Here is a 25,224-nt window from a genome sequence, read left to right as displayed (position 1 = left end):
ATCAGTTTGTTATCTAAAATACATTATTTTTGTAAAAAATTGCCTCATGAAAAAAATTATACTTTTAACTCTACTTTTAAGTATTACATCTGTTTATTCACAATTTAACCAAGAAGCACCTTGGCTAAAACAACTTAAAGCAAGCTCTGAAAATAGTAAGCAGCAACTTACATTTAATCAAATTGTTAATGCTTTTAACGACTATTGGTTAGATAAAGATTATACTGCAAGAGGTAGTGGGTATAAACCTTTTAAAAGATGGGAATCTTATTGGTCTAATTACGTTAAACAAGATGGGACTTTACCAACTGCTAAAGAATTATGGGATACTTATCTTGAAGTAAAGAATCAGTCTAATACACAAAGAAGCAACAGTATTGCAGATGCAAGTAATTGGCAACCTGTAGGACCTTTTACACATACAAATACAGGTTCATGGTCTTCTGGTCAAGGACGAGTTAATGTAATAGTTAAAGATCCTAATAATATAAATACTCTTTATGCAGGTGCACCAGCTGGTGGAATTTGGAAATCTACAGATTCTGGTAGTACATGGGCAACAACTACAGATGATTTACCTCAAATAGGAGTATCCGGAATAGCTGTAGATTATAATAATTCAGATATAATTTATATTGCTACTGGAGATGATGATGCTGGAGATTCTTACAGTGTTGGAGTAATGAAATCTACAGATGGAGGACAAACATGGAATACCACTGGATTAAATCCAGGAAACTCTCCAACTTCTATGAACGATATTTATATGCATCCTACTAATTCAAATATTCTATGGGTTGCTACAAATAATGGTGTTTTTAAAACTACAGATGCAGGTGTAACATGGTCTAATCAAAATTCTAGTGGATTTAGTAACGGGACTGCAGGTATTAATATAACAGATATTAAGATCAATCCTTCAAATCCAAATACGATATACGCTGTTTCAGCAAATAGATTTTATAGATCATTAGATGGTGGAGAAAGCTTTAATGTGGTGACTAGCGGTTTGCCTTTTAGTAATATTTCAAGATATGTTTTAGATGTTACTCCAGCTAATCCAAATGTAGTTTATGTTTTAGCTTCAGATAACGGATATTCTTTTTTAGGCTTATATAAATCTTCAAATTCTGGTGCAAGTTTTACAACAGTAGCAAATCAAGCATCTGTTGGTGATATTTTTGAATCAACTCAAACCTGGTTTGATATGGCTATGGCTGTTTCAGATACCAATGAAAATGAAGTTTATACTGGTGTTTTAAATATTTGGAAAACCAGTGATGGCGGTAACACATTTACAAAATTAAATAATTGGAGTTCTCCTTTTTCAAGTACGTATACACATGCAGATATTCATTATTTAAGATTTTTTGATGGTGAATTATTTGCCGGAACAGATGGTGGTTTTTATAAATCTGATAATGCAGGTACAAGTTTTACAGATCTTACCGCTGGTATGCAAATAAGTCAATTTTATAGAATAGCAGTATCTAAACAAACTTCTACTAAGATGGTTGGAGGATTACAAGATAATGGTGGTCATGCCTATTCAAACGGACAATGGAAAAATTATTACGGAGCAGATGGAATGGAAACAGCAATAGATCCAAATAATTCTAATAACTATTACGGATTTATTCAAGGTGGTGGCGGTTTGTATTATTCTACCAACGCTGGATCTAATTTAACTGGTGCAATTGGAGCGCCTACTGGAGAAAATGGTAATTGGATTACACCGCTTGCAATGAGTAATAATGGCGAATTATTTGCAGGATATTCTAGTCTTTATAAATTAGTTGGTAGCGATTGGTCTGCTGTTTCTTCTTCTTTTGGAACAAATATAGACGTGTTAGAAATAGATGAAATAAATCCAGATAACATCTACGTAGCAACTAATTCTACACTAAGAAAAAGTACAACTAATGGTATTACTTTTTCTACAATAAATACTTTTTCTTCAAATATCACATCTATCGAAGTTAATAATACAGATAATTCTATTGTTTATGTAACAACTTCTGGTCCATTAGGTCAAGTGTTTAAATCTACAGATGGAGGAAATAATTTTACTAGCATAACAAGTGGTTTACCTGCGGTAACAAAAAATATTATAAAGCATCAAGCACTTCATTCTAAAAACCCATTATTTTTAGGAACAAGTTTAGGTGTTTATAGATATGATGATGATACTTTAACTTGGCAATTATTTAATAATAGTCTACCTAATGTATCGGTAAGAGATTTAGAAATTAATTTAAACGATAATAACATTACTGCTGCAACTTATGGTAGAGGTATATGGCAATCTGCAATTCCGTTTGAAGTTCCAATGGACGATATAAAATTAGTAGCTGTAAATGGAATAAGTCAATTAATAGAATGTAATGCTACTTTAGCTCCAGATGTGGAAGTATTTAATAATGGACAAAATACAATTACAAGTATAGATTTTGTTTACACAATAGATGGTACACCAAATTCATTTACTTGGACAGGTACGTTAGCAAGTCAAACAGCGTTAACAATTGCTCTGCCTTCATTTACTTTAGATAAAGGGTTACATACCTTTAATGTTACTTCTAATATTGCTAATGATGCGTTTGCACAAAATAATGATTCTGAAACGGTAAATATTAAATCTACATCTACAGGAACAACTTTAGTAGTAAACACATTTGAGACACCACAAGAAGAACTTCTTGTTTATGATGAAGGCGCATCATCTCAATACTGGGAAAGAGGTTTAGCAAGTGGTACTGTATTAAACGCATTTGTAAACAGTACAAATGTTTACGGGACTAATTTGTCAGGACAATATGCTAATAACACAAAAAGTTATTTAGTTTCAGAATGTTTTGATTTAACAACATTAGTAGCACCAATTTTAAAGTTTGATTTAGCGTTTCAACTAGAACAAGATTGGGATATAATGTATGTAGAATATTCGATTAATCAAGGTCAAGACTGGAATGTGTTAGGTACAGCATTAGATACAAATTGGTATAATAGCGATACAACTTCAGGAGAAAATGGTACTTGTTATAACTGTCCTGGTGCACAATGGACTGGATCTAATACAATTATGACTCAATATTCATATGATTTGACTGCATTTAATTCAGAAACAAGTTTTATGTACAGATTTGTATTTCATTCCGATCAATCTGTAACTCAGGAAGGAGTAATTATAGATAATCCAGTGATAGAAGGTTCGCCTTTAAGTATTTCTGAATTCCAAAATCCTAGTTTTAATATCTACCCTAATCCATCTTCAGGTGTTTTTAATATTAAGACTCAAGTGAAAGATGAGTTTAAAATTACAATTACTGATATCACAGGAAAAGTAGTATTAAATAAAGAAAAACAATTTATAGATAACACAGGTGTACAAATAGATTTAAGTAAATATCAAACTGGTATTTATATGTTAAGTTTACAATCTAAAACCAGTCAAATCTTTAAAAAACTAATTGTTAAATAACAGTTAATATAAACTTAAAAAAAGCGTCTTATATCAAGTATATAGGCGCTTTTTTTATATCTTGTAAATCATAAAACTAACTTTTTTAATATACTTATAAAATGAAATTCAACTTTAAACAATTAGCTCTCTTAAGTGCTTTAGGAGGCGTTGTTCTTGTTGGTTGTAAAGAAGAAAAACAACCTGTAGAAGAAACAGCACAACTAGAAGTAGTTCCAGGAATAAATACAGATTATATGGATACATCTGTAAAACCAAGCGAAGACTTCTTTAAATACGTAAACGGTAAATGGTTAGAAACTAACGAAATTCCAGAAGACAGAACCGTTTGGGGAAGCTTTAACGAATTAAGAAAAAAAACAGATGCAGACGCATTATCAATTTTAAAAGATGCAATGTCTAATGATAAGGACATCAAATCTATAAATGTAGTTCCAGGTTCTGATCAAGAAAAGGCGGTTTTTTACTACCAAACTATCATGGATACCGTTGGTCGTAATAAAGCAGGATTAGATCCAGTAAAACCATATTTAGCAAAAATTGAAGCTATAAACACTATCGAAGACTTACAAAACTATATGATTGAAATGGAACCAGTTGGTGGTGGAGGATTATATGGTGTTGGCGTTGGAGCAGATCCAAAAGATAGTAATCGTAATGTAGCTTACTTAGGTGGCGGAAGTACAGGTTTACCAGATAGAGATTATTACGTTAAAGACGATGCAGACTCTAAAGAAAAAAGAGAAAAATACGTAGCTCATATTACAAGAATGCTACAATATTTAGGAGATACTGAAGAAGAAGCAAAAGAGCAAGCAGAACAAATATTAGCATTTGAGACGCGTCTTGAAGAAGCTAAAATGGATAAAGTAGATAGACGTGATGCTCGTAAAAGATATAACCCAAGATCTATAGAGCAAGTTCAAAAAATGGTTCCAGAAGTAGACTGGAAAGCATTTTTATCTGGCGTAGGACTAAAAGACTTAGATACAGTAATTGTTGGCGATTTAGGATATTTTAATAGATTACATGAAGTATTAGCAGACAACAACGTAGATAATTGGAAGTCTTACCTAAAATGGCAAACTTTTAATAATGCTGCAGGATTTTTAAGCACAGAATTAGAAACAGCTAATTGGGAATTCTACGGAAAAGAACTTAACGGAGCTAAAAAACAAAGACCAAGAGAAGAAAGAGCTTTAGGTGCTTTAAACGGTACTATTGGTGAAGCTTTAGGTAAATTATACGTTGACAAAAAGTTTCCGCCAGAAGCAAAAGCAAAAGCAGAAAAAATGATTCAAAACGTTATACTTGCTTTTGAAAATAGAATTAAAAATTTAGAGTGGATGAGTGAAGAAACTAAGCAAAAAGCTATAGAAAAACTTCAAGCAACTACCGTAAAAATTGCTTATCCAGACAAGTGGAAAGATTACTCTGAATTAGAAATAAAAAGTGTTGAAGAAGGTGGATCTTACCTACAAAATGCACTTAATGCAAGAGCATGGAATTTTAAAGAAGATATTAATAAATTAGACAAGCCAGTAGATAAGTCAGAATGGTATATGGCACCTCAAATTGTTAATGCATACTTTAATCCAGCATACAACGAAATTGTATTTCCTGCTGCAATTTTACAACCACCATTTTATAACTTTAATGCAGACGATGCTGTGAATTATGGAGGAATAGGTGCTGTAATAGGTCACGAAATATCTCATAGTTTTGACGATTCTGGAGCACGTTATGATAAAGATGGAAACCTAAATAACTGGTGGACAGACGAAGATTTAAAACAATTTGAAGAGTTAGGTTCTGATCTTGCAGATCAATATTCTGCTATCGAAGTTTTACCAGAAACCAATATAAACGGTAAATTTACTTTAGGTGAAAATATTGGTGATTTAGGTGGTGTTTTAGCTGCTTATGATGCTTTACAGTTAAGCTATGAGCAAGATGGTAGACCAACCGAAACTATAGATGGATTTACACCAGAACAACGCTTTTTTATGAGTTGGGCAACAGTATGGCGTACAAAAATGCGTGACGATGCTTTAAAAACAAGAATAAAAACAGATCCACATTCTCCTGGAATGACAAGAGCTGTACAACCTTTACTAAATGTAGATGCTTTTTATGAAGCATTTGGAATTAAAGAAGGAGACAAAATGTATATTGCTCCAGAAGATCGAGTTAGAATTTGGTAAGCAACACCTTCATATAATAAAAAAGCCTTCAGACATCTGAAGGCTTTTTTTATAGTTAACTACTTAGGTTTATTCTTTAGTTGTAGTACTTTCCTTTTTTTGTTGCATTAAGGCGTTTTTTGCAATATTTGCCATGTTAAATGCAGGAGCTAGAGCAATTGCTTCGTCTAATTTATTTACAGCTAATCCAAGGTTGTTTTCTTTATTTTGGTTGTAAATAATTAAGGCGTCTAAATAGTAAAAACCAGCTTTTAAAGGTACAGTATAAGGCTGCTGCGTTTCAAAATAAGTTTTACCTTGTTTGTCTGTAACTTTAGATAATCCAAGGTTTACATAGTTTTTAGCTTCTGTTAATTTATTTAGATTCAGATTAATTTCTGCAATTTCATAAGCCACTTGCGGATTTTCAGTTTTATTATAAATCTTTAAATAAAATGGTAAGGCTAATTCTAATTCTCCTAATGTTTTTAAAGCTACAGCTTTAACTTCTAAAGCCATATCAGAATCGTTAGCATTATCTTCTATTCCAATAGTATTTAAGGCTTGATTAAATTTATTATTCTTATAATACACATAGGCTAAAGTATCTTTTCGTTCTTTAGAAGGTTTTAAGACATTTAAATGTGTTAAGGCGTTAATAATACCTTGTACATCTCCTTGTGTTTTCATTTGTTTATAATACGCTTCGTAATGCGCGATTAAATCATTGTTGTTTTGTGCCGTTATGTTTAAAGAAAACAAGACAATTACTGCGTAGATTAAGTGTTTCATTGTATTAAAATTTTGAGTTTCAAAACTAAAAAATTAATTTGTTATTTATCTTAAAATAAACCAAATAAGGTTTTAATCTATTGTAATGGTTTTTTTTATAATTATGGCATCATTTAAAACAAATGGTTTTGGAATCATCCAAGACAATCGTTTAGGTATTGTAAACAGATTATTTTCTAACAAATCATTAGACGCTTCGTATAGTTGAAGTGTTGTTTTTTGATCTATTGGTACAGTAATATCTAGCTCTAGATAGTTTTGATCTGTTGTGTAATAACAAAACAAACGGTTGTTTTTTCGTTGTTTAAATACAGTATTGTCTTCTTTGTTTTCTTTTGTGATTTCTACACCATTTAAGACCATTTTTTTAAATACCATTGTGCTGTCTGCAAACACTTCTAATCGTTGTATATCTCTATTAGGTGTAATGCAAATGGTATAAGATCGTAATTTATCTATTATAGTGTCTTTGCTTATTTGTATGGTTGGTTCTGCTATGTTTTTTAAAGGCGCTTTTTTAGTAAAACTAAATCCTGTTCCATATTTACTTCCAAATGTATTAGCATTAAATAGTGTGTTATTATTAGAAGTAGTATCTATAAAGTTTTTAGTGTAGCTATCTAAATTATTATCGTAAGTAGCCCAATAAGCAGTTTTTGTATCAGAGTCTATTGCGTAGACTAAGCTATTAGGTTTTGGTCTATCTTCAGTAAAGCTAGAATTAAAATGTGCACTTAAAAATGCAATTATTGAAAGTATTAAAAATGAAAAACTCCATCTAGTTTTATGTTTTAAATGTCCAAAAACTGGTAAGCATAATCCAAAAATAAGTACAACTAATATTGCCGAAACAAATAAAATTTTAAGTCCTAATCCAACAGGAAACATTTTAACAAAAGGAGACATGATTAGTAATACGGGCATGGTTAAAATGGCTAATAAAACAAGATTAGGTTTGTATTGTTTTACAAGAACAAATAAGGCTAATAACCCAAAATATAACGGAATTACAAAAAAACTTGCTCCTTTTAATTTTAAAGCCACTAAACAGCAAATAATTATCCAAAACGTTAGTGGAGCAACTAGTAAATTACCAAGATTGTTTACTTTTTTAAGCTTACTGTATACCCAAAAACTAATGCTTAAAGTTATTAAAACAGATAGCCAAATATAGGTGTGACCATTATAGGTGAAGTCATGTAAAATTTCGGTGTATTCTGGATAAATAATTAAAATTAATTGCCAACCAAAGAAGACCAAAAGTCCAGAAAATATTAAAGAAAAACTATAAGCAACAAATCCTTTACCAATATCTTTTGTATTAAGTTGCTTTTGTCTAAATCCATAAACTACTATTGAAAAAAACAGTAGTATAGCCACTATTAACATTGGCATAATCCATTTAAAAGGATAAGTGATAGTTTTAAAAAACGGAATGTTAAAGTAAACGTTATCTTCAGTACTTTTTACAGTATTTAAATTGGCTTGACTAAAGTGTTTTAGTAATGGCATAAGGTAAGTACCTTGATGCTCTAAAGTTGTTCTGTCTAACCTTTGGTAATTATCTTTTACTGTGTGATAATCAAAATGATCGTCGATAAATGCAAAGTTAAAACCTTCAATATCGCCATCGCGTCTAAAAACGGTTAAATCGGTATCGTTTGGTAGCATTTTGTAAATACTATAGGCTAAACTGTTGGCTACTGGATATTGCGGATTTGCAGCCACAAATTCTTTCATCAAATTAGCATTTCCGCCATTAGTTTCAATAAGCATATAACTTGGTCCGCCACTTCCTCTAGCTTCAAAGTTTAAAACTAAACCAACATCTTTTGCCCAAGGATGTTTATTTACAAATAATTCGGCACCATTTAAGCCTAATTCTTCAGCGTCTGTAATGCAAACAATAATATCGTTTTTTGGTGTGTTTCCTTCAGCTAAATACGCACGTAAACCTTCTAAAATGGTAACAACGCCAGATCCAGCATCACTTGCTCCAATGGACGAATGCGGATTACTATCGTAATGTGTTAACAGCATTAAAGCTTTGCTATTACTTTCGCCTTTAATTCGGGCTAAAATATTTACAGGTTTAGTAAAATTATTCCATTTACTATTTATGTAACCTTCTTGAGTTTGGGTAGTTAAACCTAGTTTTTCAAGTTCAGAAATAATATAACGTCTAACACGTTCATTTTCTTTATTGCCTGTGTAATGTGGCGCTTTAGAAATTTCGGCTAAATGCACCAAAGCTCTATCTGTAGAGAATTGTGTTAATGGTGTGTCTAAATTTGAAATTTTATTAGGAAGTAAAGCCTCAAAACTTAAATAAACAGAAGCACATATAATTAAAACTGCTATTAATTTTTTAAACATTTTTGGTGGTTTTTGTTTAGTGATATAAAAGTAATAAAATAATAGTGGAATAAATACTTAGGATAAGTGACTGAAAATAAGTAACTTTAGTTAAACTAAATACTTAAAACTATGGGAATTAAAAGTTTTGAAGCGCCTAAAAAAGGACAGCAAATGGTTGACGATGTATCGTTAAAGGTGAAAGATTATATGACTAAAGATTTAATAACTTTTAAACCTAATCAAACTGTAGAAGATGTCGTAGAAACGTTAATAAAAAATAAAATTTCTGGTGGACCAGTTATTAACGATAATAACGAATTGATAGGAATAATCTCTGAAGGTGATTGCATAAAACAAATTAGTGAAAGTAGATACTACAACGCACCAACACAAGATAGTTTGGTAGAAAATCACATGATTAAAAATGTTGAAACTATAGATGGAAACTTAAATATTTTTGATGCTGCCAATAAGTTTTTAAGTGCTAAACGTAGACGTTTTCCTATTGTAGAAGACGGTAAGTTAGTTGGTCAAATAAGCCAAAAAGATATTTTAAAAGCTGCGATGCAATTAAAAGGACATAATTGGAAACCTTAACGACCGTGTTTTGGTTTTAAAGCTTCTGTAGTATCTGTAATTAAAATCTTGTTTTTGTCTTTTGCCACTAATGTTGCTACACGAGAATAGTTGTAGTCTGAAACAGGCTGTTCTAATTCTACCCATTTTACATAGCCAGCAACAGTAATACGCTCGCCAACTTCTATGATAGATTCGCGGTAACGTAATTGTTTGTTGAAACCAAAAAGTCCGGTAGATTCTATACCATAATTATCTAAAAGTGATTTAAATTCTGGTGTTGGATCATTAAATGTACCTGAATTTGCCTTTTTATCAGACACTAAATAGGCATAATAATTTTCGGGATTTTGCTTTGGGAAAATTAGCAATCTTTCGCCTGTTTGCTCCACAAAAAAATCTTGAATCTTTTCCTCATCAACAACAGTTTTCCAACGCGAATTTTTACCGCTGCCTACTTTCTTTTCAATTAAAATCTGATAAAACACACATTCGCGTTTACTTAAAGGTGCAATTAAAGGTTGGTTAACGTTAAGTGCATTGCCTTCAACTTTAGAATAATGATGATTTTGTAAACTACCAATTTTACTAAAGCGTAATTTTTTTAAACGTCTTAATATGATAGTTTTTGCGCTAAAAAAGTAAACTAAAAACGCAATTAAAGCAATAACAACAATTATAATAGATATAACAGTAATTTTTTCCATAAAGTGAAATGTTAATTATTAGTGCCTTTTTTTAACTAAAGTTACAAATACATGTTAAATATTAACTTAAAATTATGGCTTATTATGTAAGCTTTAATAATTTTTTAACCAAAGGTAAAGTAGCTTTGCACTAACCCAATAAACTAAAAAATTATGAATAGAAAATTACTTTTTACACTGTTTACATTTATTACATTAAGCGCTTTTGCCCAAGAAGATTCAAAATATTGGTCTGTAGGTTTTGGTGTAAGTGCAATAGATGTTTATCCTGTTGGTGAAAATTCACCTCAAGGCGATTACTTTGACGAATATTTTAATGTAAATGACCATTGGAATTTAGGTCTATACGTTGATGTTTCTAAAAATTTAACTTCAAAATTAGCTTTAGGCGCTAGAGCGACTTATACCCAATTATCTAAATGGGGAGAAACAAATACTGTAGACAGAATACCTGTAGACAATTTAGATTACATTGGATTAGACGGATCTTTAAAATATACCTTTTTAGACAACACAGTTATTTCTCCTGTAATTGGAATTGGTGGTGGATATACTTGGATAGAAGAAGGTCCTTTTAATACGTTTTCTAATGCGCAAGGTACAGACAATCTTGTTGGTGCAGGTACATTAAACGGATCGTTAGGATTAGTGTTTAATTTATCTGATAATATTTCTCTAAAAGCAGAAAGTACTTATAAACATGCTTTTAAAGATTATCTTACAAAGCACTTCCAACACTCAGTTGGATTTGTTTACCATATTAAGGAAAAGAAAATTATTGAAAAACCAGACTCAGATGGAGATGGCGTAACAGATGATATGGATTTATGTCCAAATGTTGCTGGATTAGCAGAATATGCTGGTTGTGCAGATACAGATGGAGACGGTTATCCAGATACATTAGATAAATGTCCTAACCAAAAAGGTACAGATAACGGTTGTCCAGTTCCTGTAGTTGTAGAAGAGGAAGAGGAAACAGTTCCTGTTGTTACTGTTGCTCCTAAAGAAATTTCTAGTGCTATTTACTTTGATTTTGATAGTTCTGAATTAAATAATAATGCAAAAGAAGTTTTAGATATTTTAAGTCAAGAAGCTAAAGATAGAAGTGAAGTAAACATCCAAGTAGATGGTTATGCAGATAGTATAGGTTCTGATAATTACAACAAATCACTATCACAAAAAAGAATTAATAGTGTAATGGATTATTTAGTATCTAAAGGTGTAGATAAGTCTTTATTTACAACAAATAACTATGGAGAAGAAAATCCTGCTGCAACAAATAATACAAAAGAAGGAAGAGCTTTAAATAGAAGAGCTAAACTAAAAGTGACTTTAAAATAAACACTTATAATTACTATAGAAAAGCCTTAATGTTTTTGCATTAAGGCTTTTTTTATTGTCGTTTTACAAGTGCATAAAAATCATTATCTAAAGGTAAATAACCTTGGTCGTACACAAAGTAATATATGGTTCCTGCTTTTGTTGTGTAAATGCTAGTAAAGTAATTAAAATCAAATCCTTTTTCTATCAATTTTGTACGCGTAGTTTTTGTTTTTTGTTCAGGATTTAAAGCCTCTAATATGCGCCAATTTTTACGTAAACGGTTATTTATATTTCTAATTAAATTTTTTCCGTCTTTGTTTAATTTATTGTTATACGAGTTACGACAACCATCAGAACAGAATTTTTTATCAATTCTTCCAACTATTTTGTCGCCACATTCTGGACAGGTTTTACTCATAGTTTTGGATTATTAATTTTATACCAACGTAAAGTCATTTTTTCTGGCGGAAAATAAAAATCGTTTAAATAGTGTAAACCAATTTTTAATAACGCATTGTGTGATGCTTGATTATCTATGTGCGTTGTAGCATAAAGACGTTTTAAATTTAAAACTTCAAACGCGTATTTTGCAGCAGCTTTACCAGATTCGGTAGCGTAGCCTTTTCCCCAATAGTCTTCAATTAGGCGGTAGCCAATGTCATAATATGTTGTGAAGCCATTCATATTATATTCGGTGTTAAGACGTAAACCAGACCAACCTACAAAGTTGCCAGTTGCTTTTTCTATGACTGTAAATCTGCCAATACCACGTTGTTTGTATTGTTGTTTTACACTATCTATTACGGTTTGCGCTTCTGCTTTGGTCTTTATTGGTCTATTGCCTAAATATTTATGTACGTTTGGATTACTGTCTAAAGTAAATAAGCCATCAAGATCTTCGTCACGCATTTCGCGAAGTAGTAAACGCTCGGTTTCAATATTAAAGGTCATTTATTTTTTGTAATTAAATTTTACTTCATCTACGTCACCTTCATCTGCAATAACGACGTAAATATTTATTTCGTTATCGCTAATTTTTTCAAAAGTAAATTGATCAAAATACACGCGATTACCTTCAATTTTCACCAATTTAGCATCAACAGTTTCGTCTTTTTCTTCCCAACCTTTAAAATCGGCTCCAAAATGTTTTAGTTGAAAAAGTAAGGTATTGTCTACTTCTTTAATGCCACCTATTTCATAAAAAACTACTTTTTGATCTACAACTAATTTGAAAGAAAACATCATAGAATCTCCTAATGGCGGACTCCAAATTTCTTCTGTAATGCCTCCAAAAGCTTCACCTTTCCAGTGACCAGCAATCCAAGACACATCGCTTAATTTAGCTTCTGGTGACACTGAGTTTTCAGTAAATTTTAATGTGTTGTTCTGCGCGTAGGTAAACGAAATAAAGAATAAATAAAAGATAATAGCAAGTTGTTTCATAACAATGAAATTAAAGAGATTAAGGTACAAAAATTATTCATTTACAAATGGTTACGTTGGGCAATTAATAACGTATTGGTACCATTTAATTTATTTAAAGTTTCAGTTTTGTACTTGTTTTGATTTAAAATTGAAATAATGCTAGCTAACTTCTGGTCGTTATTTTGATGTAAAGCAGCATTAAAAATGATTTGGTGTTTTGCCGAAGCTGTTTTTAAAATTGCTGTCCAAAAATGTTCTTCTAAAACAAAGTTTGGCACTTCGGTATCAATAAAAATATCTATGATGATGAGGTCAAAATTCAAATGAGTTTCATCTAAAAAATCAACAGCATCTTGACAAATTATCTTAAGATTTTGATCTGTTTTTAAGCTGAATTCTTCTTTAGCTAAATCAATAATTACAGGATCAATATCTACACCGTAAATCTGTTTTTTATAGTTGAAATCTTTTCGTAATGTTTCTATAACACTTCCGCCACCAAGACCTAAAACCAAAATATTCTCTACGGTTTTTAGGTTGATTTGCTTTAATCCAACCTTTAAAATGAGCTGTAAACTACCGTAAGAATAGTTAGCATTTTTAGTGTTTAAATGCTTTTTTCCGTTGTACCAAGTAATTTCTAAAGTATCGCTATACTTAGATTTTATTTTTTTAGTAATCGGGTAGAGGTAGCTTAAAAGTCTTTTCATTACTGGTAAAAGTAGCCTTTTTGTTTCAAATAAAAAACATTTACAAACGACAACAAACGATTACATTCGACATTAAATAGGTAACAACCGAATAAAACTTGCAAGCTGTCTCATCTTTGCACTGTCGAAACATAAGAACTCGATAGTATTAACTGTTTAACATTAAAAATTAAAATTATGAACGCATTAAAAAACAAAGTACAGTTGATTGGTAGATTAGGACAAGATCCAGAAATTGTAACCTTTAACGACGGAAACAAAATGGCTAAATTTAGTCTTGCAACAGACGATAGCTACAAAGACAAAAATGGCAACAAAGTAGAACGTGCGTATTGGCACAATATAGTTGTTAAAAATGGTTTAGTAAAAGTAGTTGAAGAATATGTAACTAAAGGTCAAGAAATTGCTATAGAAGGTAAATTAACCAATCGTGTTTGGGAAGATAAAGATGGAAATAAACGTTATGTTACAGAAGTAGTATGTAACGAGTTGTTGATGCTTAGTAAATAGGTATCAAATTAAATAAAAAAGGCTCGCTTTAAGCGAGCCTTTTTTATTTATTATTTAGCAAATAAAATGTAAATAGCAATTACAATTGCGCATATTACTAGCCCAAATTGTTTTACATATTTATAAGGCTCTATAGACACTTGTTTAGTATATTCTAAAACAAAAGGAGTTTCTCTTGGTTTTATTTTTCCTATAATTAACATTATTATCACGTTGGCGATAAATAAAATTGCCATAATATGTAAAAAATGAGGATAAGCATCTGCTTCAACAACTCTTAAGGCTTGTGGATCTGTAATGCCTGTAGCTTTAGCTTTTTCTAATGCAGCTTCTACACGACTTGGTCCAATCCAAAACTGACTTATAATATATAAGACCGAACCAGAAATAATCCCAATTTTTGCAGCAATTGCAGGAACACGTTTTGTTAAGTAACCAACAACTATAATAGTAAAAATTGGAATACTATAAATACCATTTATTTGCTGTAAATAATTAAATAAACTTCCAGCATTAGCAATTAATGGTGCGATAAACATTGCAGCTATAGCTAGACAAACACCAAATATTTTTCCGTATTTAACTATGGTTTTTTCCGGAGCTTGTGGATTTATGTGTTGTTTGTAAATATCAATTCCAAATAAAGTAACCGAGCTATTTAAAACACTATTAAACGAGCTTAAGATTGCCCCAAATAAAACTGCTGCAAAAAAACCAATTAGTGGTTTTGGTAATACAGCTCTTACTAATTCTGGATAAGCTAAATCACTAGAAGCTAGATTTCCATCAAAATATTGATAGGCAATCATACCTGGTATAACAAGAATAATTGGTCCTAATATTTTTAAAAACGAAGCTAATAATAAACCTTTTTGTCCTTCAGCTAAGTTTTTAGCACCTAAAGCACGTTGTATAATTTGTTGGTTTGTTCCCCAATAAAATAACTGAACAAGCATCATTCCTGTAAAAATTGTTACAAACGGTACTTCTTGCCAGCTTTCGCCAGTAGAGTCAAAACGTTCTGGATGAGTATTTACAAGAGCATCTAATCCAGTGAAAAAGTCACCTTCGCCTAAAGCTATTAAACCAAAAACAGGAATTAAAATACCACCAATTAATAAACCAATTGCATTTATAGAATCTGAAACAGCTACAGCTTTTAATCCTCCAAAAACCGCATACACAGATCCAATTAATCCAATTCCCCAAATACAAATTACAATTGCAGATTGATCTGAAACACCTAATAGTGTTGGAATATCAAACATACCACTAATTGCTACAGATCCAGAATATAAAATTACCGGTAATAGTACTACTACATAACCAGTTAAAAATAAACCAGAAGTTATTGTTTTTGTAGTGACATCAAATCGTTTTGCCAAAAATTGTGGTACAGTAGTTAGTCCACCTTTTAAATATCTTGGTAATAAAAATATAGCAGTTACTACCATTGCAATTGCAGCTAATGTTTCCCAAGCCATTACAGATAGTCCGTCTTTATAAGCACTACCATTTAAACCTACTATTTGCTCTGTAGATAGGTTAGTTAAAAGTAATGATCCTGCAATAACGCCAGCAGTAAGACTTCGTCCACCTAAAAAATAACCATCGGATGTATTTTCGTTGGTTTTAATTGTAGCAAAGTAAGAAATTACAGCAACCAACGCTGTAAATCCTACAAAGGAGATTATTCCAATCATGTTTATTTAGTTTTAGTTAGTTTAAAATTGATATAAACAGGTAAGTGATCTGATGGATATTTTGTTTCCCAATTATCACTTAAAACTGCATATTTTTTGACTAAAATAGATGATTTTGATACAAATACATAATCAATTCTTGTTTTTACTGCGATATTAAAATTAAAACCATTGTATGTTCCTGTTGGACCAAAAACTAATTTGGCAACAGAATTACTATCATTTAATTTTTCTTTAATCGATAAAATAGGACTGCTTTTTGGCTCTAAATTAAAATCGCCCATTAATAAAACCGGATAGTTTTTTGTGTTTAATGTGTTTATTTTTTTTAGAATTAACGCCGCACTTTTTTCTCTAGCAACTTCACCTACATGATCAAAATGCGTGTTAAATACCCAAAATGTTTCTTTTGTTTTTTTATGTTGAAATAAAGCATAAGTACAAACACGATTACAAACTGCATCCCAACCTATACTTACTTTGTCTGGAGTTTGGGACAACCAAAAAGTTGACGATTGAAGTACTTTTAACTCTTTATTTTTATAAAAAATTGCTGAAAATTCACCTTTATTTTTACCATCATCACGACCAACACCAATATAACTGTAATCTGTTAATAAGCTATCCATATCTTTCATCTGGTTTGGCATAGCTTCTTGTACACCTAAAACATCAGGCTCGTAAAACTTGATTTGATTAATAAAAAAAGGCTTACGGTTTTGCCAACTGTTTTCGCCTTCTTTTGGAAAATCTAATTTAATATTATAAGTCATTGCAGTGTAATCTTGAGCAAGACTTAATGTTGAAATTGAAAATAGGATAAGAAAAAGATATTTCATTTTACTCGATATATTGTATTTCACTAAGTTCCGAAATTCCATTTTGATTAAAAGCTTCAATGGTAAAATAATACGGCGTATCTCTATCTAAGCAGCGCATAAAGTGTGAATTAGTATCGTAAACTTGCCAAGATTGGTACAATTTGTCTGGTGCAATTCCCCAACGTATGTTATAACCTTGTGCGCCTTCAACTTTATCCCAAGAAAATGAAATGTCTCTACGGTCTTTTTCACGACTAATTTTAATGTTAGCGACCTTTTTTGGTGCTTCACCTAAGCCTAAACCAAAAACTCTAACTTCGGACATGGCGAAGTTATTTCCTGGTACTTTTATATTGTTATATCTAACGAATTTTGCTTTTACAGGTTCATCTAAAACTAGGTAAGCGTTTGGTGCATCAATATCAGATTTACTTCTATCTACAACCGTTTTCCAGTTTTTACCATCTACTGAAGTTTCAATAGTAAATTGATGTTTTAAACCTTCAACACGTGTGTAAATTCCTGATTCGTGATCGTGATAATTTAACTGAATGGCGTGTACGGTTCCTTCATTTAACAATTCGATTGTGATCCATTGTTTATCGTCGTTAGCTTCGGCAACCCAAAAGGTTTTAGGGTTTTCGTCGGTTAAAACTTTTGAAGTTATTTGTCCTTCAGAATTTTTTTCTGTTGGGATTTCTTTGACTTCAACTTCATCATCATTAGACGTAAATTTCATGATTTGTTGAAGTGAAGACGATACAGTTACATTGCCTTTATACGATAATAACATCCAGCCATTATGTTGTCCAGCTTTTGATGGATGATTAGCACCATAACGAGGATAATCGCCGTACGATGTGTTGCTGTACATTAAACCATCTTCGTCAAAATAGGTAGGAAACATACATAAACGACGTTCCCATTGTGCGTTAGATGCCAATGCCATTGTCGCAAAATGCCAGTATTGACCGTTGGTTTGTTTTACTGTAATACCGTGTCCTGCACCATTGGTAAATCCGCCAGGTTTAAAACTCATTGGATTATTTTTCATATAGGTGAAAGGTCCAAGTGGCGAATCGCCAACATACACACCATCTGCATAGACATTAAATTGTGTGCCTGGCGCTGCATATTGTAAATAGTACTTTCCATTGTGTTTGGTCATTGACGCGCCTTCCATATAACCTTCTTTTAAAGTTGGATGAAAGTTGTTTTCGCCAAAACGTTCCCAACCGTGCTTTTCTTCATCTAAATTTATCAACTCTTCTCTATCGCCAGTTTCTAAAAAACGGTCGTCTTTATTCAGCATTTTTACGCGAATAGGATGCACGTTAGAACTTCCCCAATACAAATACGACTTACCATCGTCATCAATAAATAATTCGGAATCTTGAATGTTATTTGAAATGGAAGCAGTTGGTGTCCATAACCCTTTTTTAGGATCGTCGGTATATAAAATACTTCCGTAACCTGCCGGATCGCCAGCAAAATAAACTAAAGAATCTTTGTAGTTGAACGCTGTTGGTGCGTTGCTACCTTCAAAAAACCATTGTTGTGGTTTGATGAATTTCCAGTTAACTAAATCTGTGGAATGCCAATACCCAAAAGATCGTGTGACGAACATATAATATTCGCCTTTAAACTCAATTACAGCTGGATCTGCACCAGAACGATACGATTGATTTCTGGCAGAATTATAAACCATATAGGTATAATCGATGTCTAGCGGATTGATGTAGGTTTGTGTGGTATCAATTACGTTTTTTACAGAAGATTTTGTTTCAGGAATTTTATTATTAACACATGATTGTAATATTAGTAATGTGGTTAAAATAAAATATAAGAATTTCATTATTTTTTTGTTTTAAAAATTTTGGTTTGAACAATGTCTTGCTCGATTATGGTTTGATTAAAAAATTCGAATATTTTTTTTAAATCTTTAAAAGGTATACCAGCTATTTCATGACCTGCATCATTAATAACTTTAAAATAATACGAGGAATTTAATTGATGTAATTTATTTGCTATAACATTAGAGCCATCTAAAAATATATAACCAGGCTGATCTTTTTTACAAAAGTGATGCGGTGCATTGTCAAAAGGTACTAATGGATCCTTTGTTCCATGAAGCATAACTGTAGGAATTGCGTTTTTATCTGAAATGTAATTTGCATCTACCATAGCGCCAGCACAAGACATTACTCCAGCAAATTTTATTTGATTATATGGTTCTAAATCTTCTATAAAATATGGTTTCATGTAAACTGCATTTAAAACACCTTCTGCGCCAGCACTACTTCCTCCAGCAATAATTTTGGAAGTGTCTATATTAAATTTGTCTGAATGCGTTATTAAATAGTTTACTGCATCTAAATAATCTATTGCAGCTTGTTTAAATGTTTCTAGTTTTTCTTGTTTAGAACAATTGCAGCCAAATCCTGTTTTAGTTCCCTTTCTTAATAACCTATATGAAATGGAAACACTAACATAGCCTTGTTTTTTTGCAACATATTTGGCTAGCTTTTTTTCATATTTATTATCTCTTGTTCCTCCAGAAAATCCGCCACCATGCATCCAAACAAAAACAGGAAGTTTTTGGTTTTTCTTTACACGTCTTGGTTTATAAATATCTAATTTTAATGTGTCTTTACCTTTTATGGCATAGATATAAGTTTCTTTTTTTTGAGAAAAAGAAAACAACGAAATAAAAAATATTAGATATGTTAAGTGTTTCATTTTAAAATTATTGAGTTAATGTAATTACAGCTTTTCTAGTTGTATTAGAATCTGTTCCTACAAATATCTCAAAATCTCCATCTTCTGCAATATAGTCTAAGTCGTAATTATAGAATTTTAAATCTTCAATTGAAATTTTAAAATCTACAGTTACTGTTTCCCCCTTTTTAATAAATATTTTTTGAAACCCTTTTAATTCTTTTACAGGCCTTGTTACTGTACCAATTAGGTCTCTAATGTATAATTGTACAACTTCTTTACCATCATAATTTCCTGTATTACTAACGTCTACAGATACAGTAATTGTGTCTGTTGAATTTAAGTTGTTTTTACTAAGTTTTATTGGGCTATATTTAAACGTTGTGTAACTTAAACCGTAGCCAAATGGGTATAAAGGCTCATTACGCACATCTAAATAATTACTTCTAAATTTCTCAAATTTTCCATCTGTATTACCTAAAGGTCTTCCTGTATTTTTATGGTTATAAAAAAGAGGAATTTGGCCAACATGTCTAGGGAAAGTAGTTGTTAATTTTGCAGATGGATTAATGTCTCCAAATAGTACATCTGCAATTGCTAATCCTGCTTCACTACCAGGAAACCATACGTTTAATATTGCAGGAACATTTTTGTCTTCTTCAACTAAAACTAACGGTCTTCCTGTAAACAATACTAAAACTACTGGTTTTCCTGTTTTTAGTAAAGCGTTTAATAAGTCTTTTTGTGATTGTGGAATGTCTAGATTTGTTCTACTACTGCTTTCTCCACTGTATTCTGCTGCTTCTCCTAAAGTAGCAACAATAACATCCGATTTATTAGCAATTGCTAACGCTTCGTCTAAAAGCTGTTTATCTGTTTTGTTATCTCTTGGTATGTCTTTACCAAACATGGTTCCTCTTTGTTCTAACGTCAAATCATAATCCACATTACTACCTTTAGCATAGTTTATGTTTGCTTTATCGCCAATTACCGATTTTAATCCATCTAAAACTGTTATTGATTTTTCTTGATCTGTTGCAACACTCCAAGTACCAGCCATATTTACAGCAGTATTGGCTAATGGACCTATTAGGGCAATTGTTCCAGATTTTTTTAAAGGTAAAGTTTCGTTTTCGTTTTTAAGTAAAACCATAGATTCTGCAGATACTTTTCTAGCAAAATCTTTATTTTCTTTTGTAAATATTTCTGTTTTAGCTCGTTCTTCATTACAATACTTGTAAGGATCATCAAATAAACCAAGTTGGTATTTTGCAGTTAAAATGCGTTTAACAGCTAAATCAATTTCTGCGATAGAGATTTTATGTTCTTCAACAGATTTTTTTAATGTGTTTAAAAATCCTTCTGAAACCATATCCATATCTGTTCCAGCACTTAAAGCTAAAGCCGAAACTTGCTGTAAATCGCCCATACCATGGTCTATCATTTCGCTTACACCTGTATAGTCTGATACTACAAAACCATTAAATTTCCAATCGGTTCTTAATAAGTCTGTAAGCAACCATTTGTTACCAGTTGCAGGAATACCATCAATTTCGTTAAACGATGCCATTACAGATCCAACACCTTGGTCTATTGCTGCTTTGTAAGGCGGAAGATATTCATTATACATTCTAATTTTACTCATGTCTACGGTATTGTAATCTCTACCAGCTTCTGAAGCGCCATATAATGCAAAATGTTTTACACAAGACATTAAAGTATTATTATCACTAAGATTATCTTGTTGGTAACCTTTTACCATAGCTTTTGCAATTTGACTGCCTAAATAAGCGTCTTCACCATTTCCTTCCGAAATTCTTCCCCAACGCGGATCTCTAGATACATCTACCATTGGCGAGAATGTCCAGTTTATACCATCTGCACTAGCTTCTTGAGCTGCGACTCTAGCAGTTTTTTCAATCATAGGCATATCCCAAGATGTAGATAATCCTAACGGAATTGGAAACGTAGTTTTATAACCATGAATAACATCCATACCAAAAATTAAAGGTATTCCTAGTCTGCTTTTTTCTACAGCTATTTGTTGAACAGCTCTAATTTTTTCTACGGTTTTAATGTTAAAAAGTCCACCAACTTTGCCTTCTTCTATTTTTTTAGCAATGTTAGAGCTTTGGGCTTGACCAGTAGTTATATCTCCTGAAGAAGGCAAGTTTAACTGTCCTAATTTTTCTTCTAAAGTCATTAATTTTATAATTGAATCTACTTTAGCTTCAAAGGGATTATTTGAACTTGTTGATGATGTGTTAGTGCTAGTATTACAACTAAAAATTGTAATAAAAAGTACTATAGTATATAATGGATTAATTGTTTTTTTATTCATTAGTTTTTGTGTTTGAAAATAACCAAGTTAGAAGTTTAGGTTCTGCAAAAGCACTATCCCAAGAGTTATGATTGTCTTCTGCATATAATGTAAAATTTGGTGTTCCGCCAGCATTAATTATGGCATTTACCATTTGTACAGATAATTGAGGTTTTACAACATTATCTTTTGCACCATGAAAGATCCACATAGGGACTTTTGTTGCAAAGTTTGTAACATTTTCTGTATTACCGCCACCACAAATAGCAAAAGCAGCTGCAAATAGATTGGGTTGTCTTGAAATAATTTCGAATGTGCCCATTCCGCCCATAGATAATCCTCCAACGTATATTTTAGAGTTATCTACATAGTTGTTTTTAGTAATGTTTTGCATTAAATCAATTACTAATTGTAAAGCTATTGTCGCTTCTTTTTCCTTTGGAAACGTTAAACTAATTGGATAACTACTTCTATCTACTTCTGCATTTGACCAATAACTATCTGTTGGACATTGAGGGAAAATAACAATAGCAGGAAAAGCACCACGATTTATTTTATCTGTAAACAATTTACTACCATGCGTAAGTTGTTTTTGGTTGTCGTTACCACGTTCTCCAGCTCCATGAAGAAATAACACGACAGGATATTTTTTGTCTTTTGAAAAATGTTCTGGATACATTATACGATACTTAAGTGTATCACTGTTTTTAATATGAAATTTTTCTTCAAATGCATCATTTTGAGCAACTGTAATTACCGATAAAAGGAAAAAACATACAGTGAATTTGTTTTTTAAAAGTTTCATTATTTTATCTTTTTAATATGAAAATCCTAACGTATTTAGACCGTTTTGGATGTCTTGGTTTTGCATAAATAAATTCCAAAGTAAACCAGAACGATAGTTTTCTATCATTATAATTTCTGGACCTTGATCTATTGCTAAGTATCTTTTTGTGTACCAATTATAATGCGGACTAAAAGCATCATAAAATCCAGCTGGACCAAGTAAGTCTTCGCCTTGTTGATAGAAGAATTGCATAGCAGCTAGAGATTTTTCTGGTGTATAAGGTATGGAGCTTATTGCTGCAGTTGGCGAAATTACGCCAGTATCGTTTTCTGGATCGTGAGCATTATAGCCAACGCTTCCGTCATTATTTCTAGAATAACTTGCGGTTAATCCCCAACAATTTGAACCGTAACCAGTAAAATTATTTGGATTTGAAACACAATGTTGATAATTGATAGTTGTATGATTTTTATTTAAACTCCAATAATCAGCATATTGATCTGACAGATTATTTGGATTTAAGCCTAAATAGGAATAATGCGCCCAAAATAAAGGACCAGTTCCTGCACCAGCATGATCTAAAATTAAAGGCGTATTATATTGGTTTTCTGAAGTTACAATAGCACCATTGTTAGCCCAACCATTTGTGTATACATTTGGGTTTATAGGATAATCTGGCGATGCTGCGGCTAGTATATATGTTATTAGAGTTTCGTTATAGCCTTTTAATTCTAAATTAATATCAAAATTGTGATTTGGACTCCAATGCCAATATAGCGTCTCTTGATTTTGTGTATACCAATCCCATTCTACACCTTTCCATAGATTATCTGCTTGATTGGCAAGGTTTTGTTCTTCTTGAGTTCCGTTTTTAAAATATTCTTTTATACAAATTAAACCTTGAGCTAGAAAAGCTGTTTCAACCAAATCGCCACCATTGTCTAAAGAACTAAAGGGAATTGTATTTCCCGAATTACCATCTATCCAATGTGACCATGCACCATGAAATCTATCTGCGTTTTCAAAAAAATCTAAAATGGTTTGTAATCTAACAACTGCTTTAGATCTGGTAATGTAACCTCTTTCTATACCTACAAGTATAGCCATTAGACCAAAACCACTACCGCCAGTAGTTACTACATTACTATTTAAATTTGGATTATCTACATGGTAACGTTCTCTTGCAGCGCCCGAAGGTGTATTTGCAAAATCCCAAAAATATTTAAACGTTAATTGTTGGGTAAGATTTAGTAAATCTTCGTTAGAAATAGGAATTACTTCAGGATTGTTATCAGGATTATAAGGTTCTTGATAGCCTGGACCTTCGCTGGAAGAGCAAGACATTACTATTAATATAAAGATGAAATATACTCTTTGCATTATAAAGTACTATTAACGGTAAATTGTAATTTTTCTAATCCTTTTTTAACGTCTTCATTTTGCATAAATAGTTTCCAGAATAAACCAGTCCTGTAATTTTCTATCATTACTGGAATTGGTCCTTGATCTATAGCCAAATATCTAGGTAAAGCCCATTTTTGTTCTAAACTAAACGCATCGTAAGGACCATATTTACCAATTAATGTATCTTGCTTAGTGTATAGATACCTTAGCATTTGCATGCTTTCTTTAGGCGTGTATGGAAAAGATGAAAGTGCAGCAGTAGGAGCAATAACACCCAAATCTGCACCAGGTCTATGTCCAGAATATCCTTTAAAGGAATAGCTTGAAGTTAATCCCCAAAGACTATCTCCATATCCTTTATAGTTTTTAGGGTTATCTTTTGCATAACTATAATGAATTTTTGCATGGTTTTGAGTAAGTTTCCAATAGTCTGCATATTGGTCTTTTAATCCTTTAGGATTTAAGCCTAAATAGGAGTAATGTGCCCAGAATAATGGACCAATAGCAGCTTCATCATGTTCAAAATAATCTAAAACAAGCTCGTGGTTATACATGCTGTCTTGAGATTTTATTTGTCCATTTCTAGCCCAACCTTTTTCATATACTTCTTTAGATATAGAATGTGTTGGAGATGCTGCAGCTAAAACATACATTATTAAACACTCATTATAGCCACCAACAGGAAAATTCATTTCCCATTTATACTCTGGTGACCAATGCCAATACAGCACATCTTCTCCACCTTTAGTATACCAATCCCATTCTACTTCTCTCCAAAGTTTATTAATCTTGGATACAAGTTCTTGTTCCTCTTTATTACCGTTTTTATAATATTCTGATACTGTTAAAAGACCTTGAATTAAAAAAGCTGTTTCTACTAAATCGCCACCATTATCTTTTTTGCTAAATGCAAGTACTTTACCTGTTTCTCCATTTATCCAATGAGGCCAAGCACCATGAAAACGATCTGCCTTTTCTAAAAAATTAACAATTTTAGTATATCTTTTTAAGGCTTCGTCTTTAGTAATCCAGCCTCTTTCTATACCAATTAGAATAGCCATGACACCAAAACCACTTCCGCCTGTTGTGACTGTGTTTTTTGGAGACGTTGGATAAACATTATCCATATGAATACGTTCTCTAGCAAGTCCAGAATTAGGTTCTGCACCTTCCCAAAAATAATTGAACGTTTGTTTTTGAATGGTGTCTAACAATTCATTATCACTTAAGGTTTTGGTCGTGTTATTAGTGTCTGTAGTTTTGTTTTGATTATTGTTTTTACAACTAATAATAAGTGTACAAACAATAAGGTAAAATACCGTATTTTGCTTAAATAATGTCATTTAATGGATAGGGTTAAATACTTTAGCTGCATTTATAAATAGTATAAATACAGCTAAAGCGTG

General features: G+C 31.8%; 20 protein-coding genes. 5 read left to right on the top strand and 15 right to left on the bottom strand.

All coding sequences use genetic code 11. From position 1 onward, the window contains the following. Nucleotides 1–46 precede the first annotated feature (46 nt). Both IFB02_RS04855 and IFB02_RS04850 read left to right on the top strand, forming a co-directional pair. Entirely contained in the window at nucleotides 47–3,481 is a 3,435-nt protein-coding gene (locus IFB02_RS04855; protein WP_106687941.1) for a T9SS type A sorting domain-containing protein, read from the top strand. A gap of 101 nt (nucleotides 3,482–3,582) precedes the next feature. Then, on the top strand, nucleotides 3,583–5,685 hold the full coding sequence (locus IFB02_RS04850; protein ID WP_106687940.1) for a M13 family metallopeptidase: 2,103 nt from the start codon (nucleotides 3,583–3,585) through the stop codon (nucleotides 5,683–5,685). Nucleotides 5,686–5,754: 69 nt separating this feature from the next. Here the strand turns inward: IFB02_RS04850 and IFB02_RS04845 are convergent, their stop codons facing one another. Further along, the gene (locus IFB02_RS04845; protein WP_106687939.1) at nucleotides 5,755–6,456 is read right to left on the bottom strand and encodes a hypothetical protein; all 702 of its coding nucleotides are present in this window, start codon (nucleotides 6,454–6,456) and stop codon (nucleotides 5,755–5,757) included. A gap of 72 nt (nucleotides 6,457–6,528) precedes the next feature. Continuing rightward, complete coding sequence (locus IFB02_RS04840) at nucleotides 6,529–8,832, bottom strand: M28 family peptidase (protein ID WP_106687938.1); 2,304 nt, start codon at nucleotides 8,830–8,832, stop codon at nucleotides 6,529–6,531. 111 nt (nucleotides 8,833–8,943) lie between these two features. Between IFB02_RS04840 and IFB02_RS04835 the strand changes: the two genes are divergently transcribed. After that, nucleotides 8,944–9,411, top strand: coding sequence for a CBS domain-containing protein (locus IFB02_RS04835; RefSeq protein WP_106687937.1), 468 nt, complete (start codon nucleotides 8,944–8,946; stop codon nucleotides 9,409–9,411). Here IFB02_RS04835 and IFB02_RS04830 read toward each other — a convergent pair. Then, nucleotides 9,408–10,097 (bottom strand): hypothetical protein, encoded by a 690-nt coding sequence (locus IFB02_RS04830; RefSeq protein ID WP_106687936.1) that lies wholly within the window; start codon nucleotides 10,095–10,097, stop codon nucleotides 9,408–9,410. The two genes, IFB02_RS04835 and IFB02_RS04830, sit on opposite strands and share 4 nt — an antisense overlap. Nucleotides 10,098–10,250: 153 nt before the next feature. Here IFB02_RS04830 and IFB02_RS04825 point away from each other — a divergent pair, with 153 nt between their 5' ends. Then, nucleotides 10,251–11,438 (top strand): OmpA family protein, encoded by a 1,188-nt coding sequence (locus IFB02_RS04825; protein WP_191073083.1) that lies wholly within the window; start codon nucleotides 10,251–10,253, stop codon nucleotides 11,436–11,438. A 52-nt stretch (nucleotides 11,439–11,490) separates the two neighbouring features. On the opposite strand, the gene IFB02_RS04820 is transcribed toward IFB02_RS04825, so the two are convergent. The 4 genes from IFB02_RS04820 to IFB02_RS04805 are packed head-to-tail and all read right to left on the bottom strand — an operon-like array spanning nucleotide 11,491 to nucleotide 13,555. Continuing rightward, complete coding sequence (locus tag IFB02_RS04820; protein ID WP_191073082.1) at nucleotides 11,491–11,838, bottom strand: hypothetical protein; 348 nt, start codon at nucleotides 11,836–11,838, stop codon at nucleotides 11,491–11,493. Continuing rightward, on the bottom strand, nucleotides 11,835–12,371 hold the full coding sequence (locus tag IFB02_RS04815) for a GNAT family N-acetyltransferase (RefSeq protein WP_191073081.1): 537 nt from the start codon (nucleotides 12,369–12,371) through the stop codon (nucleotides 11,835–11,837). Before IFB02_RS04815 ends, IFB02_RS04820 begins: the two co-directional genes overlap by 4 nt. Beyond that, complete coding sequence (locus tag IFB02_RS04810; protein ID WP_191073080.1) at nucleotides 12,372–12,863, bottom strand: DUF6265 family protein; 492 nt, start codon at nucleotides 12,861–12,863, stop codon at nucleotides 12,372–12,374. 41 nt (nucleotides 12,864–12,904) lie between these two features. After that, the gene (locus IFB02_RS04805; protein ID WP_191073079.1) at nucleotides 12,905–13,555 is read right to left on the bottom strand and encodes a fused MFS/spermidine synthase; all 651 of its coding nucleotides are present in this window, start codon (nucleotides 13,553–13,555) and stop codon (nucleotides 12,905–12,907) included. Nucleotides 13,556–13,732: 177 nt separating this feature from the next. Here IFB02_RS04805 and IFB02_RS04800 point away from each other — a divergent pair, with 177 nt between their 5' ends. Next, on the top strand, nucleotides 13,733–14,065 hold the full coding sequence (locus IFB02_RS04800) for a single-stranded DNA-binding protein (RefSeq protein WP_106687930.1): 333 nt from the start codon (nucleotides 13,733–13,735) through the stop codon (nucleotides 14,063–14,065). A gap of 50 nt (nucleotides 14,066–14,115) precedes the next feature. On the opposite strand, the gene IFB02_RS04795 is transcribed toward IFB02_RS04800, so the two are convergent. The 8 genes from IFB02_RS04795 to IFB02_RS04760 are packed head-to-tail and all read right to left on the bottom strand — an operon-like array spanning nucleotide 14,116 to nucleotide 25,161. Further along, entirely contained in the window at nucleotides 14,116–15,768 is a 1,653-nt protein-coding gene (locus tag IFB02_RS04795; RefSeq protein WP_191073078.1) for a solute:sodium symporter family transporter, read from the bottom strand. Between the two features lie 2 nt (nucleotides 15,769–15,770). Next, entirely contained in the window at nucleotides 15,771–16,607 is an 837-nt protein-coding gene (locus IFB02_RS04790) for an endonuclease/exonuclease/phosphatase family protein (protein ID WP_191073077.1), read from the bottom strand. A 1-nt stretch (nucleotide 16,608) separates the two neighbouring features. Further along, complete coding sequence (locus IFB02_RS04785; RefSeq protein WP_191073076.1) at nucleotides 16,609–18,444, bottom strand: family 43 glycosylhydrolase; 1,836 nt, start codon at nucleotides 18,442–18,444, stop codon at nucleotides 16,609–16,611. Then, on the bottom strand, nucleotides 18,444–19,328 hold the full coding sequence (locus IFB02_RS04780; protein WP_106687926.1) for an alpha/beta hydrolase: 885 nt from the start codon (nucleotides 19,326–19,328) through the stop codon (nucleotides 18,444–18,446). The genes IFB02_RS04785 and IFB02_RS04780 overlap by 1 nt, the downstream gene beginning before the upstream one ends. Before the next feature lie 7 nt (nucleotides 19,329–19,335). Further along, nucleotides 19,336–21,648 carry a beta-glucosidase BglX gene (gene bglX / locus IFB02_RS04775; RefSeq protein WP_106687925.1) on the bottom strand — a complete coding sequence of 771 codons (2,313 nt, stop codon included), beginning with the start codon at nucleotides 21,646–21,648 and terminating at the stop codon, nucleotides 19,336–19,338. Continuing rightward, on the bottom strand, nucleotides 21,641–22,432 hold the full coding sequence (locus IFB02_RS04770; RefSeq protein ID WP_106687924.1) for a carboxylesterase family protein: 792 nt from the start codon (nucleotides 22,430–22,432) through the stop codon (nucleotides 21,641–21,643). Before IFB02_RS04770 ends, bglX begins: the two co-directional genes overlap by 8 nt. A 12-nt stretch (nucleotides 22,433–22,444) precedes the next feature. Further along, nucleotides 22,445–23,794, bottom strand: coding sequence for a glucoamylase family protein (locus IFB02_RS04765; RefSeq protein ID WP_106687923.1), 1,350 nt, complete (start codon nucleotides 23,792–23,794; stop codon nucleotides 22,445–22,447). After that, entirely contained in the window at nucleotides 23,794–25,161 is a 1,368-nt protein-coding gene (locus tag IFB02_RS04760) for a glucoamylase family protein (RefSeq protein ID WP_106687922.1), read from the bottom strand. The genes IFB02_RS04765 and IFB02_RS04760 overlap by 1 nt, the downstream gene beginning before the upstream one ends. Between the last annotated feature and the right edge of the window lie 63 nt (nucleotides 25,162–25,224).

It is taken from the genome of Mesoflavibacter profundi (assembly GCF_014764305.1).
Classification (GTDB): domain Bacteria; phylum Bacteroidota; class Bacteroidia; order Flavobacteriales; family Flavobacteriaceae; genus Mesoflavibacter; species Mesoflavibacter profundi.
Note: the sequence above shows the minus strand (reverse complement) of the source record. Positions and strands in the feature narration are given on the sequence as shown.

Excerpts from the sequence above, each read along its gene's own strand:
- IFB02_RS04795 (WP_191073078.1), bottom strand. The coding sequence starts at position 15,768 with ATGATTGGAATAATCTCCTTTGTAGGATTTACAGCGTTGGTTGCTGTA.
- IFB02_RS04810 (WP_191073080.1), bottom strand. The coding sequence starts at position 12,863 with ATGAAACAACTTGCTATTATCTTTTATTTATTCTTTATTTCGTTTACC.
- IFB02_RS04770 (WP_106687924.1), bottom strand. The coding sequence starts at position 22,432 with ATGAAACTTTTAAAAAACAAATTCACTGTATGTTTTTTCCTTTTATCG.
- IFB02_RS04790 (WP_191073077.1), bottom strand. The coding sequence starts at position 16,607 with ATGAAATATCTTTTTCTTATCCTATTTTCAATTTCAACATTAAGTCTT.
- bglX (WP_106687925.1), bottom strand. The coding sequence starts at position 21,648 with ATGAATAAAAAAACAATTAATCCATTATATACTATAGTACTTTTTATT.
- IFB02_RS04830 (WP_106687936.1), bottom strand. The coding sequence starts at position 10,097 with ATGGAAAAAATTACTGTTATATCTATTATAATTGTTGTTATTGCTTTA.
- IFB02_RS04820 (WP_191073082.1), bottom strand. The coding sequence starts at position 11,838 with ATGAGTAAAACCTGTCCAGAATGTGGCGACAAAATAGTTGGAAGAATT.
- IFB02_RS04800 (WP_106687930.1), top strand. The coding sequence starts at position 13,733 with ATGAACGCATTAAAAAACAAAGTACAGTTGATTGGTAGATTAGGACAA.
- IFB02_RS04805 (WP_191073079.1), bottom strand. The coding sequence starts at position 13,555 with ATGAAAAGACTTTTAAGCTACCTCTACCCGATTACTAAAAAAATAAAA.
- IFB02_RS04765 (WP_106687923.1), bottom strand. The coding sequence starts at position 23,794 with ATGCAAAGAGTATATTTCATCTTTATATTAATAGTAATGTCTTGCTCT.
- IFB02_RS04850 (WP_106687940.1), top strand. The coding sequence starts at position 3,583 with ATGAAATTCAACTTTAAACAATTAGCTCTCTTAAGTGCTTTAGGAGGC.
- IFB02_RS04835 (WP_106687937.1), top strand. The coding sequence starts at position 8,944 with ATGGGAATTAAAAGTTTTGAAGCGCCTAAAAAAGGACAGCAAATGGTT.
- IFB02_RS04815 (WP_191073081.1), bottom strand. The coding sequence starts at position 12,371 with ATGACCTTTAATATTGAAACCGAGCGTTTACTACTTCGCGAAATGCGT.
- IFB02_RS04760 (WP_106687922.1), bottom strand. The coding sequence starts at position 25,161 with ATGACATTATTTAAGCAAAATACGGTATTTTACCTTATTGTTTGTACA.
- IFB02_RS04840 (WP_106687938.1), bottom strand. The coding sequence starts at position 8,832 with ATGTTTAAAAAATTAATAGCAGTTTTAATTATATGTGCTTCTGTTTAT.
- IFB02_RS04780 (WP_106687926.1), bottom strand. The coding sequence starts at position 19,328 with ATGAAACACTTAACATATCTAATATTTTTTATTTCGTTGTTTTCTTTT.
- IFB02_RS04825 (WP_191073083.1), top strand. The coding sequence starts at position 10,251 with ATGAATAGAAAATTACTTTTTACACTGTTTACATTTATTACATTAAGC.
- IFB02_RS04785 (WP_191073076.1), bottom strand. The coding sequence starts at position 18,444 with ATGAAATTCTTATATTTTATTTTAACCACATTACTAATATTACAATCA.
- IFB02_RS04855 (WP_106687941.1), top strand. The coding sequence starts at position 47 with ATGAAAAAAATTATACTTTTAACTCTACTTTTAAGTATTACATCTGTT.
- IFB02_RS04845 (WP_106687939.1), bottom strand. The coding sequence starts at position 6,456 with ATGAAACACTTAATCTACGCAGTAATTGTCTTGTTTTCTTTAAACATA.